At 72.1% G+C, this 11,506-nt stretch carries 14 protein-coding genes; 3 read left to right on the top strand and 11 right to left on the bottom strand.

Features of this window, described 5'->3' with window-relative positions:
- Nucleotides 1-260 precede the first annotated feature (260 nt).
- Together ACFV9H_RS40125 and ACFV9H_RS40130 are read right to left on the bottom strand one after the other, a co-directional pair.
- On the bottom strand, nucleotides 261-1,214 hold the full coding sequence (locus ACFV9H_RS40125; RefSeq protein ID WP_385408722.1) for a polysaccharide deacetylase family protein: 954 nt from the start codon (nucleotides 1,212-1,214) through the stop codon (nucleotides 261-263).
- A 118-nt stretch (nucleotides 1,215-1,332) separates the two neighbouring features.
- Nucleotides 1,333-2,301 carry a polysaccharide deacetylase family protein gene (locus tag ACFV9H_RS40130; protein ID WP_385408724.1) on the bottom strand — a complete coding sequence of 323 codons (969 nt, stop codon included), beginning with the start codon at nucleotides 2,299-2,301 and terminating at the stop codon, nucleotides 1,333-1,335.
- 106 nt (nucleotides 2,302-2,407) lie between these two features.
- Here ACFV9H_RS40130 and ACFV9H_RS40135 point away from each other — a divergent pair, with 106 nt between their 5' ends.
- Nucleotides 2,408-3,592, top strand: a complete 1,185-nt coding sequence (locus tag ACFV9H_RS40135) for a methyltransferase domain-containing protein (RefSeq protein WP_385408725.1) — start codon at nucleotides 2,408-2,410, stop codon at nucleotides 3,590-3,592.
- A 147-nt stretch (nucleotides 3,593-3,739) separates the two neighbouring features.
- Nucleotides 3,740-4,147 carry a VOC family protein gene (locus tag ACFV9H_RS40140; protein WP_385408727.1) on the top strand — a complete coding sequence of 136 codons (408 nt, stop codon included), beginning with the start codon at nucleotides 3,740-3,742 and terminating at the stop codon, nucleotides 4,145-4,147.
- A 22-nt stretch (nucleotides 4,148-4,169) separates the two neighbouring features.
- On the opposite strand, the gene ACFV9H_RS40145 is transcribed toward ACFV9H_RS40140, so the two are convergent.
- The 5 genes from ACFV9H_RS40145 to tsaB are packed head-to-tail and all read right to left on the bottom strand — an operon-like array spanning nucleotide 4,170 to nucleotide 7,440.
- Nucleotides 4,170-4,781 carry a hypothetical protein gene (locus tag ACFV9H_RS40145; RefSeq protein ID WP_385408729.1) on the bottom strand — a complete coding sequence of 204 codons (612 nt, stop codon included), beginning with the start codon at nucleotides 4,779-4,781 and terminating at the stop codon, nucleotides 4,170-4,172.
- 32 nt (nucleotides 4,782-4,813) lie between these two features.
- Entirely contained in the window at nucleotides 4,814-5,083 is a 270-nt protein-coding gene (locus ACFV9H_RS40150; RefSeq protein ID WP_365175834.1) for a hypothetical protein, read from the bottom strand.
- Nucleotides 5,080-6,249: a tRNA (adenosine(37)-N6)-threonylcarbamoyltransferase complex transferase subunit TsaD gene (tsaD, locus tag ACFV9H_RS40155; RefSeq protein WP_385408731.1), complete on the bottom strand. Its 1,170-nt coding sequence runs from the start codon at nucleotides 6,247-6,249 to the stop codon at nucleotides 5,080-5,082. Before tsaD ends, ACFV9H_RS40150 begins: the two co-directional genes overlap by 4 nt.
- Complete coding sequence (gene rimI, locus ACFV9H_RS40160; protein WP_385408742.1) at nucleotides 6,242-6,748, bottom strand: ribosomal protein S18-alanine N-acetyltransferase; 507 nt, start codon at nucleotides 6,746-6,748, stop codon at nucleotides 6,242-6,244. The genes tsaD and rimI overlap by 8 nt, the downstream gene beginning before the upstream one ends.
- Nucleotides 6,749-6,777: 29 nt before the next feature.
- The gene (gene tsaB, locus ACFV9H_RS40165; protein ID WP_385408733.1) at nucleotides 6,778-7,440 is read right to left on the bottom strand and encodes a tRNA (adenosine(37)-N6)-threonylcarbamoyltransferase complex dimerization subunit type 1 TsaB; all 663 of its coding nucleotides are present in this window, start codon (nucleotides 7,438-7,440) and stop codon (nucleotides 6,778-6,780) included.
- A gap of 134 nt (nucleotides 7,441-7,574) precedes the next feature.
- Between tsaB and ACFV9H_RS40170 the strand changes: the two genes are divergently transcribed.
- On the top strand, nucleotides 7,575-8,132 hold the full coding sequence (locus tag ACFV9H_RS40170; protein WP_385408735.1) for a hypothetical protein: 558 nt from the start codon (nucleotides 7,575-7,577) through the stop codon (nucleotides 8,130-8,132).
- 35 nt (nucleotides 8,133-8,167) lie between these two features.
- Here ACFV9H_RS40170 and ACFV9H_RS40175 read toward each other — a convergent pair whose 3' ends face one another.
- The 4 genes from ACFV9H_RS40175 to alr all read right to left on the bottom strand — a co-directional run bounded on the left by ACFV9H_RS40175 (nucleotide 8,168) and on the right by alr (nucleotide 11,369).
- Nucleotides 8,168-8,362 (bottom strand): hypothetical protein, encoded by a 195-nt coding sequence (locus tag ACFV9H_RS40175; protein ID WP_385408737.1) that lies wholly within the window; start codon nucleotides 8,360-8,362, stop codon nucleotides 8,168-8,170.
- Between the two features lie 119 nt (nucleotides 8,363-8,481).
- Nucleotides 8,482-8,955 carry a tRNA (adenosine(37)-N6)-threonylcarbamoyltransferase complex ATPase subunit type 1 TsaE gene (tsaE, locus tag ACFV9H_RS40180; RefSeq protein WP_385408744.1) on the bottom strand — a complete coding sequence of 158 codons (474 nt, stop codon included), beginning with the start codon at nucleotides 8,953-8,955 and terminating at the stop codon, nucleotides 8,482-8,484.
- A 70-nt stretch (nucleotides 8,956-9,025) separates the two neighbouring features.
- Nucleotides 9,026-10,288 (bottom strand): alpha/beta fold hydrolase, encoded by a 1,263-nt coding sequence (locus ACFV9H_RS40185; protein ID WP_385408738.1) that lies wholly within the window; start codon nucleotides 10,286-10,288, stop codon nucleotides 9,026-9,028.
- A complete protein-coding gene (gene alr, locus ACFV9H_RS40190) occupies nucleotides 10,233-11,369 on the bottom strand; it encodes an alanine racemase (protein ID WP_385408740.1) in 1,137 nt (378 codons plus the stop codon). Before alr ends, ACFV9H_RS40185 begins: the two co-directional genes overlap by 56 nt.
- Nucleotides 11,370-11,506 lie beyond the last annotated feature (137 nt).

An 11,506-nucleotide genomic window follows, 5' to 3' on the forward strand; every position in this document is an offset into this window, starting at 1 on the left:
AGCGCAGCGACATCGCGAAGCGACGCGACGAAGGAGCGCCCTTGACAGGCCGGCCCGACACGGAAGGACGATGAGACTGACGGGAAACCCCCAAGACCACTCTGATTCCGCCCGGCTCGGATGCCGCCATCCCCCGACCCCGCCGTACAGGACTGACCGCCCGCTCCCCGACCCCCGCCGCGGCGGGTGGGCAACCGCCGCCCCCGGGCGTGCCCCGAGGGGGGAGAAGTCCCGCACGCGCGTGGACCCGTACCCCCCGCCTACAGGTAGTCCTCCAGGCGGCCGATTCTGTAGCCCTGGTCCTGGATGCGTTGGAGCATGCGGGTCGTCATCTGGATTTCCGTCGCGCCCTTGAGTTCGGACGGGCCGCGGAAGTGGGCCAGGATGATGTCGCCCGGTTTGAGGGCGGAGCCGTCGGCGTACTGGAAGTTGTTGATCTGCATCGAGACCCGCCACAGCAGCAGGGACGAGACTCCGCACTCCGAGGCGGCTCGGAGGGTGTCGTCGTTGTAGTTGCCGAAGGGCGGACGGAAGAGCGGTGGGCGCTGGCCGAAGCGCTTCTCCAGGCGGTCCTGCTGGCCGCATATCTCGTGCTTCTGCGCCTCGTAGGAGAGGGTCCGCAGGTTCGGGTGGGTCAGGGTGTGGTTGTTTATCGTGCTCGCGGAGCCGTTGTCGCGGAGCTTCTCGAAGTGGCCGTAGTCCGACGAGGCCACGTTGTCCGTCAGGAACATGCTGATCGGCAGCTTGAGGTCGGCCGCCATCTTCAGGAACTCGGGGTCCTTCTCGGCGCCGTCGTCGAAAGTCAGGAAGACGACCTTGTCGTCCGCCGGGACGGGTATTCGGTCTATCACCGGGACCTTGCCCGGGGCGGCCTTCGGGATCTGAGGTTTCTGGGCGGGCTTGGGCGCGTACTGGAGGGGGGCCGTCAGGCCCCACTTCTTGTACGCCTCGTCCGATGCGGTGTTGGGGGAGCCGGTGCCTGCCGAAGGGACGGCCGAGCCGGCGGTGGAACCGGCGCCCTTCGTCTCCTTCGCAGGCGTCTCCGTGGCCGGCGTCTTCTCCGCCGTCTTGCGGCCCAGCCGCTCGATGGGATCCACGCTGTCCCCGCACCCCGTCAGGGACAGCGCGAGCGCGCCGGCTGCGAGCGTTCCGGCTACGAACCGGCGCGCGCGTCCTCGCCGCGCAGTTGCGTGGCGGCGGAGTCCTCTGTGCATCTGTTGCGCCCTGCGCTTTCTGCGGTTGTCAGTGGCGGGAGTTGCGTCGGCCGAGTTCGGGCTCGGCGCACACGCGGCAGCATGGACGGCCGAGCCCGCACATTTCTTTCGACTTCGGCTAAGAGGTCGGCAGATAGTCCTCCAGCCGAGCCACGGCATATCCCTTGTCCGTGACGGTCTTCATGACATGACGGATCATGTCAGGCATCGTGCCCTTCCAATCCTCCTTGCCCCGGAAGTGCGTGAGGATGATGTCACCGGGGTGCAGATCGCGGTCCCACTCCCGGTAGTCCATCCGGTTCGTGAACGCCTCGGCGTTCCACAGCGGGACCGCCTTGATGCCGCAGGACTTCGCCGCCTTCAGCGTGTCCTGGTTGTAGTTGCCGTACGGCGGCCGGAAGAGGGTCGGGCGCTTGCCGAACTGCTTCTGGATCGTGTCCTGCTGGCCGCAGATCTCCTGGCGCTGCTTCTCGTACGACAGCCCCGGCATGTAGCGGTGGTTGAGCGTGTGGTTGTTCAGCGTGACGCCCGCGGCCTGCATCGCCTTGAAGTACGGGTAGTTGTCGCGCACGATGTAGTCGCTGAGGAAGGCCGTGTAGGGGATCTTCAGTTCCTGCATCATCTTCAGGAACTCGGGGTCCTTCTCGGCGCCGTCGTCGATGGTCAGGAAGACGACCTTGTCCTCCGTCGGGATCGTGGTGAAGACCGGCGGGTACTCCTCCTGGTCCTCGACCTCGAAGCCGTCGCGGGTGGTGATCTCGGGCTTCTGCTTCGGCGCCGCCGGGGCCGTGAGCGGCGGCTTCGTCAGGCCCCACTTCTTCGCCGCGGCGATGCGTGCCTGCTGGGCGGCCTTCAGCTTCTCGGCGTAGCTGCCGATGGCGCCGGCCGCGCCCGAAGCCGCCTCGGCGCCCTTCGCGGCCTTGGCCTTCTCCGCCTTGTCCGCCTCGCCGGAGTCGGTGGAGCCGCATGCCGTCCCGAGGGCGGCGACGAGCAGGGCGGCCAGGGCCACCCCGAACCGGCCGTGCGGGATCGCCGCGCGCCGGTGACCGTGTTGCGTCTTATCTTCCTTTTGTCCGACTAGCTGCATAGCTGCGCATACTTGCAGCCGACACGCGGTCTCCCCGGAAGACACCGCGACGGGCCGCGCACCTTCCTTCGAGTGGCCCACACCGGCCGTCGCCGACAATGGGGGCGTGACCCCCGAAGACTTCGCCGCCCTCCTCACCCCCGAGGGCCGCGCCCTCCTCGACTCGCTCCGCGACTACGACCCCGCCCAGGAGCTGGCCGTGGCCACCCGGCTGCGCCGCGAGCACCCCGCCGGGCTGGTCTCCGCCGCGCTCGGGCAGGCCCGGCTGCGACAGCGCGCGGTGGCGAAGTTCGGCGCGGAGGACGCCTTCCGGATGTACTTCACCTCCGGCGGCGGCGAGATGGCCACCCGCGCCTCCGTGGCCTCGTACCGCGCCCAGCGGCTGGCGGACCTCGGCGTCCGCAGCGTCGCCGACCTGTGCTGCGGCATCGGCGGCGACGCGCTCGCCCTGGCGCGGCTCGGCATCCGGGTGCTCGCGGTGGACCGCGACCCGCTGACCTGCGCCGTCGCGCGGGCCAACGCCGAGGCGCTGGGACTGGCGGACCTGATCGAGGTCCGGGAGGCGGACGTGACGGAGGTGGACACCGCCGAGTACGACGCCGTGTTCATCGACCCGGCCCGGCGCGGGGGGCGGGGGCGGGTCTTCGACCCGGAGTCCTACTCGCCGCCGCTGTCCTGGGCCGTCGCCACCGCCCGTACGGCCAAGTACGCCGCCATCAAGATCGCCCCCGGGATCCCGCACGAGGCCGTGCCCGCGGAGGCCGAGGCCGAGTGGATCTCCGACCAGGGGGACGTGAAGGAGGCCGTGCTCTGGTTCGGGACCGCGCCCGGCACGGTGCGCGCCACACTGCTGCCCGGGCCGCGCGGGCTGCACACCGTCGATCCGCTGCCGGATCCGGAGGCGGGGCCGGTGGGCCGCTGGCTCTACGAGCCCGACGGCGCCGTCATCCGGGCCCACCTCGTCGCGGAGGTCGCCGAGCAGCTGGGCGGCCGGCTCATCGACCCGACCATCGCCTACGTCACGGCCGACGAGCTGCGCGCGACGCCGTACGCGACGGCGTACGAGATCACGGACGTGCTGCCGTTCGGCCTGAAGAAGCTGAAGGCGCTGCTGCGCGAGCGCGGGGTCGGCGTCCTGACCGTGAAGAAGCGGGGCTCGGCGATCGAGCCCGAGGAACTGCGCAGGAAGGTCAAACCGCAGGGGCCGAACTCCGCGACGGTGTTCCTGACCCGGGTGGCGGGCGCCCCCTCGATGCTGATCGGCGCCCCCGCCGTGCCGCCTGCGGAGTAGCCCGTACGGTGACCGGCCGGACGATCGGCGCGAGCCGCCGGGCCCCGTGAGTCGCGGGGTCGTTGTCGGACCCGTGCCCTAGCGTCGGTCGCGGTGGGGGCACCCCCGTCGCACCGTCACCGTTCCCGTCATCGGAGGGCAGGCACCATGGCCTCGGCACCGCAGAAGATCACCACGTTTCTGATGTTCGAGGGCAGGGCCGAGGAAGCGCTGACCTTCTACACCTCGCTGTTCGACGACGCCGAGGTCATCGACATCAGCCGCTACGACGCGGAGGGTCCGGGCGAGGCGGGCACGGTGAAGCTCGCGACGTTCTCGCTCGCCGGTCAGCAGTTCAAGTGCATCGACAGCTACGTCAAGCACGCCTTCGGGTTCACCCCGGCGGTGTCGCTCTTCGTGGAGTGCGAGAGCGCCGACGAGCTCGACCGCCTCTACGGGGCCCTCGCCGAGCAGGGTGCGGAGTTGATGCCGGTGGGTTCGTACGGCTTCAGCGCCAGGTTCGGCTGGGTGAACGACCGGTTCGGCGTCTCGTGGCAGCTGAACCTGGCGTCCTAGGGGCTGGGGCTCCGAGCGGACGTCAGGGCCGGAAGGCGCGTACCGCCCAGCGGTAGTGGGCGGCCGCCTTGGCGAGGCCCAGGAGGCCAGTGATCCACAGGATCTGGCCGATGCCCATGGTGTACGCGATCTCGCCGTACGTCGTGCGGTCCGGGCGGGCCGAGGCCGCGGCGGCGAAGGCCACCCACAGCCCGAACACGCCCAGCGCGAACGAGGCCAGCAGCCAGGTCAGGCTCAGCCCGGGCGCCCGGAGCCGGGCGTCGGCGACCGGGTCCCGGTACGACTCCGCCCAGGCGTGCAGCAGTTGGCGCACCTGCCGGTCCCGTCGGGCGCCCCGGGCGAACCAGAATCCGGCCGGGATCAGCACGCCCGCGCCGAGCACGGCGAAGATGAGGCCGTAGACGTACGAGAAGAAGTCGCGCTGCTCGAAGGCCGTCCAGGCCATGCCGACGAAGGACCAGCCGAGCACGAAGACGGCCGCGACGGCCCACAGGAGCAGCAACCGGCCCATCCCCAGGCTGCGTCGGCTCAGATCGCTCAGGAACCGTGCGCGGTCGGCCCGTACGACGGCCTCGTCGAGCCAGGCACGCAGGTGCGCGGGCGGCGGCAGGGGCGGCAGGTCAGGGCGAGGCATGCACATGACCATATCCGCACGCCCCGCTCCCCCTACGGCGTGGTCTCCACCGACTCGAAGCGCCAGCGGTGCACCGCCCGCGTGATCAAGTCGGCTGCGGGCTCCGGAAGTTCGGGGAGCTCCGCCGCCACACCCTCGGGCGTCTCCCACCAGGTGATGACGAGCACCCGGTCCTGCGGGGCGCGGAACACCTCGCGGCGCACCGGTTCCCGGGCGAGGACCTGGGCGCGGGCCCACTCCAGCAGCTCGTTGCCCCGGCCGTCGGCGGCCCGGGCCTCCCACATCAGCGCGACGGTGCTCACGAGTACAGGTTGTCCTTGCTCAGCTCGTGCACGTGGTCGTGGTCGTGCGAGTGCGAGTGCGAGTGCGAGTGGCCGTGGGAGTGCCCGTGGCCGTCGCCGTCGCCGTCGCCGTCGGAATTCCCGGTGCCCGGCACGTGCGGGTCCGTCACCGGCAGCGAGGAGTCCGCCGACAGGTCCCAGTCGGAGGCCGCGCGGTTCCGCTTGACCATCTCCGCGCCCAGCGCCGCGACCATCGCGCCGTTGTCCGTGCACAGCTTCGGCCGCGGCACGCGCAGGATGATCCCCGCGTCGTCGCAGCGCTCCTGCGCGAGCGAGCGGAGCCGGGAGTTGGCGGCCACGCCGCCGCCGATCATCAGGTGGTCGACGCCCTCGTCCTTGCAGGCCCGGATCGCCTTGCGCGTCAGCACGTCCACCACGGCTTCCTGGAAGGACGCCGCGACATCGCGCACCGGGACCTCCTCGCCCGCGTTCCGCTTCGCCTCGATCCAGCGGGCGACGGCCGTCTTGAGCCCGGAGAAGGAGAAGTCGTACGCCGCGTCGCGCGGCCCGGTCAGCCCGCGCGGGAACGCGATCGCCTTCGGGTCGCCCTCGCGCGCGAGCCGGTCGATGACCGGGCCGCCGGGGAAGCCCAGCTGCAGCACGCGCGCGATCTTGTCGAAGGCCTCGCCCGCGGCGTCGTCGATGGTCGCGCCGAGCGGCCGTACGTCGGAGGTGATGTCGGGGGCGAGCAGCAGCGAGGAGTGCCCGCCGGAGACCAGCAGGGCCATGGTCGGCTCCGGCAGCGGCCCGTGCTCCAGCTGGTCCACGCAGATGTGGGAGGCGAGGTGGTTGACCCCGTAGAGCGGCTTGCCCAGCGCGTAGGCGTACGCCTTGGCCGCCGAGACGCCGACCAGCAGTGCCCCCGCGAGGCCCGGGCCGGCCGTGACCGCGATGCCGTCGAGGTCGCGGGCGCTGACACCGGCCTCCTTCAGGGCGCGCTCGATGGTGGGGACCATCGCCTCCAGGTGGGCGCGGGAGGCGACCTCGGGCACGACGCCGCCGAAGCGCGCGTGCTCGTCGACGCTCGACGCGATCGCGTCCGCGAGCAGGGTGGTGCCGCGGACGACGCCGACGCCGGTCTCGTCGCAGGAGGTCTCGATGCCGAGGACGAGCGGTTCGTCAGCCATTGCTCTCACTGCTCTCAGTTCGTGCTTGTGCGGGGTCGGTCAGTCGCATGACGAGCGCGTCGACGTTGCCGGGCTGGTAGTAGCCGCGCCGGAAGCCGATGGGCTCGAAGCCGAAGCGCTCGTAGAGCTTCTGGGCGCGGGTGTTGTCCACCCGCACCTCCAGGAGCACCTCGGCGCACTCGAAGGCGGTGGCGGCGCGCAGCAGCTCGGCGAGGAGCCGGGCGCCGAGGCCGGTCCCCCACTGGTCGCGGGCGACGGCGATGGTCTGTACGTCGGCCAGGTCGCCGATCGCGGCCAGTCCGGCGTAGCCCACGATCCGGCCGGGGGCGCCCTCGGCGGAGCCGCTGTCGGGAGGCAGCTCCGCGACGACGTAGCGGCGGGTGGACTGCGGGCCGCGGGCGTGGGCGAGCTCGGACCAGAACATCCCGGCGGACCAGGCGTCGTCGGGGAACAGCTCGTGCTCCAGTTCCAGCACGGGCCCGATGTCCCACCAGCGCATCTCGCGCAGGGTGTGCGGGGTCGCCGGGGTCACTGCGGGGTGACCACCTTGTAGTTCTTCGGCACCTGGGCGTCGGGCCGGCGCAGGTAGAGCGGCGTCGGGGGCAGGAACTCCTGGCCGGCCGCCAGTCGTTCCACCGCCAGCGAGGCCAGCGCGGCGGCCGACTGGTGCTCGGGTTCCCGTGCGTCGGTGAAGACGTCCGGGTACAGCAGCGCGCCCTGGCCGACCGCGGGCATCCCGGCGACCTGCTCGGCGATGTCGGCCGGGCGGTCCACCGCGGGCTCTCCGAGGCGCGTGCGCGGGTCCTCGTAGCGCGCCCAGTAGACCTCCTTGCGCCGTGCGTCGGTGGCGACGGTGAAGGGGCCGTCGATCCCGGCGGCACCGGCGGCGTAGGCGAGCCCGTCGAGGGTGCACAGGCCGTGCACGGGGACGCCCAGTACGGCCGCGAAGGTGGAGGCGGTGACGAGGCCGACGCGCAGCCCCGTGTAGGGGCCGGGGCCGACGCCGACGACGATGCCGGTGACGGCGTCGAGCTTCACCCCGGCCTCGGCGAGCACCTTGTCCACGGAGGGCAGCAACAGCTCCCCGTGGCGGCGGGCGTCGACCTGGTTCGACTCGGCGAGGACGGACTCGCCGTCGTGCAGGGCGACGGTGACGGCGGGCGTGGCGGTATCTACAGCGAGCAAGAGCACGCGAACAGCCTACGACTCCTGCGGCCGCGCCCCTTGCGAACGGTCGAACGGCGGCCCGGCTGCTACCTTTCGACCCAGGTGTCGGTCCAGGTGTTCGGTCCAGGTGACCGGTCAGGTCGAAGAGGTGGAGCAAGGTGGCACGCAGCAGCTCGGGAATCGTGGCCGGGCTCACCGCCGCGGCGATCGCCGCCGTCGGCTTCCTCGGCTACCAGGCCTCCGCGACGGCGCCCGCGCACCCTCCGAAGGCTGCCGCGCAGGACCCTTCCCCCGCCCCGAGCCAGTCCGCCGCGAAGCAGGACCCGGCGAAGCCGGTGCCCGTGCCGGAGGGCTCCGGTACCGGTACGCGCGTCGTGTACTCGATCGGCCAGAAGCGGGTGTGGCTGGTGGGAGCGGCCGGGCAAGAGCCGAAGTCGTTCCAGGTGATGCCGAGCACCGTGCACCCGAAGCCGGGCAGCTATACGGTCGGCTCGCGCTCGGGCGCGGTCACCGGTTCGGACGGGGTGCCGATCGAGCACGTCGTGCGGTTCGCCAGTACGGAGGGCGTGGCGATCGGCTTCAGCGCCCGCGTGGACGGCGCGACGCCGGAGCCCGACCCGAACAGGAAGACCGGCGGCATCCGCATGTCGCGCGCCGACGGCGACGCGATGTGGGCCTTCGCGACGATCAGCTCGAAGGTGGTCGTCGTCCCCTAGGGCCGCGACCCGACTGATTCACCCGTACGTGCGACTCAGGCCGCTTCGGACTCCGGAGCGGCCTGTTCGCGTAGGCCGCCGTCCGGCGTCCCCGGCTCACCCTCGTCCGTAACGTCCGCACGCGCGGGCGGCGTCGAGACGGCGGTGGCGGCCACTCCCGCGGCGAGCAGCGCCCGCATGGACACGGCGGACGGGCGGGGATCGCGCGGTGCTCCTGCTGGTGCCGACATGGCTGCTGCCTCCTGGGCCCGGAAACGCCGAACTTAGGCATACCTAAGAAACTCTCGGTACCATGTCATCACGAGCGCCGCCAAGAGCGCAATATCTTGCCGACGGGTTGTCGGTACGTTTACTCCGAGAGGGCTTCGGAGATGGTCTCGGCCCAGGCCCCGGCCCCGGCGGCCCAGCGCGCACCGACCCCGCGCACGGAGACCTCCCGTACGTCGTCCAGGACCTCCTCGTGGCCGACCGCCCGCGCGATCACCACGTGCAGCCTGTCGTCGGAGAGCTCCTCCACCTTGCCGTCGCCCCACTCCACGACGACCACGGACTCGGGCAGCGAGACGTCGAGGTCCAGGTCCTCCATCTCCTCCAGCCCGCCGCCCAGCCGGTACGCGTCCACGTGCACCAGCGCCGGTCCGCCGGTCAGCGAGGGGTGTACGCGGGCGATCACGAAGGTCGGCGAGGTCACCGCCCCGCGCACGCCCAGACCCTCGCCGAGCCCGCGCGTCAGGGTGGTCTTGCCCGCGCCCAGCTCGCCGGTCAGCAGGACCAGGTCGCCGGGGCGCAGCAGCCCCGCGATCCTGCGACCCAACTCCTGCATCGCGCCCGGGGAGTCGACGGTGATCCGGGTCTCGGTGACGCTCCGGGCGCCGCCCTGGGCGCTCCCGGCCTCAGGTGCCGGTGCTGCCTGGCTGCGCTGCACTTCCAGCGGTACTTCTTCCATGCGCGCCAACGTTAGTCGCTACGGGGACCGGGACCGCCCCGGTGCGTGCCAGCAGCTCCATGAGCAGCCGGGTCACGGTCTCCGGGCGTTCCAGCATCATCAGGTGCCCGGTGGACTCCAGGACCACCAGCTCGGCGCCGGGCAGCGCCTCCTTGATGGCCACGCTGTGCCCGGGCGGGGTGATCATGTCCTTGTCGCCGGCGACGACGGTGACGGGGACGTCCGCGAACCGCTGGAGCGCGGCGGTCTTGTCGTGGGTCTGGAACGCCGGGTAGAACTCGGCGACCACGTCGATCGGGGTACCCTCGATCAGCCGCTCCGCGAAGCGCGCGATGCCGGGGTCCACGTCCTTGGAGCCGAACGAGTACATCTTGATCATGCCGGCGAAGAGGTCGGCGGTGGCCCGGCGGCCCTTCTCGACCAGTTCCACCTGCGAGCCGAGCGCCTTGAGCACCCCGGGCAGCAGCCGGCGTACGGCGCCCATGCCGACGGAGGGGAGCCCGTACGTCACCTCGCCGAGCCGGCCGCTGGAGGTGCCGACCAGAGCCACGCCGACCACGCGCTCCCGCACCAGCTCGGGGAACTGCTCGGCGAGTCCCATGATGGTCATTCCACCCATCGAGTGACCCACCAGGATCAGCGGGCCCTCGGGGGCGGTCGCGTCGATGACGGCCTTCAGGTCCCGCCCGAGCTGCTCTATGGTCAGCGGCTCGCCGTCCGCCTGGGCGAGGCCGCGCGCGCTGCGGCCGTGGCTGCGCTGGTCCCAGTAGACGGCGCGGACCACTCCGCGCAGGGCGGCGCGCTGGAAGTGCCAGGAGTCCTGGGAGAGGCAGTAGCCGTGGCAGAACACGACGGTGGCCGCGGGCGCCGGTTTGCGGCGCAGCCGCGAGCGCTTGGCCCCCTCGGGGAGCTCGTCGACCTCGTAGTGGAGCTCGGTGGCGTCCTCGGCCCGGCAGGTGCCCTCCGTGCCGCGCAGGGACCCGTAGTCCGCGGCGGCGTCGAGCGCGAGGCGCGCCTTCATGCGCACGCCCCGCCCGACGGTGATCCGTTCGACCGCGACACCGGCGGCCGCGCCCGCGGCCAGCACGCCGATGGCCGCACCGGCCCAGCCGGCCTTGCGCCAGTTCTCGCTCACGCCGCCGCCCTCACTCCGTTCAGCCGCCGAGGTACACCCGGGGCACTCGGCCACCGATACGGGTGACGATCTCATACGCGATCGTGTGTGCGGCCTGGGCCCAGTCCTCGGCGGTGGGTTCACCGCGCTCCGCGTCCCCGAAGATGACGGCTTCGTCGCCGACCCGGGCGTGGTCTCCGTCCAAGTCGACCACGAACTGGTCCATGGCGACGCGTCCGGCCACCCGGCGGATCTTGCCGCCGACGAGCACCGGACCGGCCCCGGACCCGTGCCGCGGGATGCCGTCGGCGTAGCCGGCCGGGATCAGGGCGAGGGTGGTCTCGTGCTCGGTGACGTAGTGGTGGCCGTAGCTGACCCCGTGCCCGGCGGGGACGGTCTTGACCAGCGCGAGGGAGGCCTTGAGGGTCATCGCGGGCCGCAGGCCGAGCTGGGCGGGGGTGCCGAGCTCGGGGGACGGCGAGACCCCGTAGATCGCCAGGCCGCAGCGCACCAGGTCGAAGTGGGACTCGGGGAGGGTGAGCGTGGCGGGCGAATTGGCGATGTGCCGGACCTCGGGCTCGACGCCCTCCTTCTCGGCGTACGCGAGCATGTCGCGGAACGCGGCGAGCTGGAGCTGGATGGAGGGGTGGCCGGGCTCGTCGGCGCAGGCGAAGTGCGACCAGACGCCGGTGACCTGGACGGTGCCCTCGGCCTGGGCGGCGACGGCCGCGGTGACGAGCTCCTCCCAGTCGGCGGGCTGGCAGCCGTTGCGGCCGAGGCCGGTGTCGGCCTTGAGCTGGATCCGCGCGGTCCGGCCCGCCGCGCGGGCGGCCTCGCGTACCTCTTCCAGCGCCCACATCCCGCTGACGGAGACGTCGACCTCGGCTTCGACGGCCTTCCGCCAGGGCCCGCCGGGGGTCCAGAGCCAGCACAGGATCCGACCCTCGACGCCGGCGGCGCGCAGCGCGAGCGCCTCTTCGGGCGTGGCGGTCCCGAGCCAGGTGGCACCGGCCTCCTGGGCGGCCTTTGCGCAGGCCAAGGCCCCGTGCCCGTAGGCATTCGACTTGACCACGGCCATCAACTCGGCCCGGGGCGCCCGCTCGCGCAGAGCGCGCACGTTCCCCCGTACGGCGTCAAGATCGATCTCGGCGTACACGCGCATCGGTGTCTCGTTCATCGCCCCCAGTCTCTCAGAACCCCTGCCCGTGGCCCTTCTGGGTACATGGCGCGCGCCGCCGCCGCCCGGGGCTCCGCCCCGGACCCCGCGCCTCAAACGCCGGCGAGGCTGAAATTGCCCTCCGGCCAATCCAGCCC

Origin of the sequence: Streptomyces sp. NPDC059874 (assembly GCF_042731135.1) — a bacterium.
Taxonomy (GTDB): domain Bacteria; phylum Actinomycetota; class Actinomycetes; order Streptomycetales; family Streptomycetaceae; genus Streptomyces.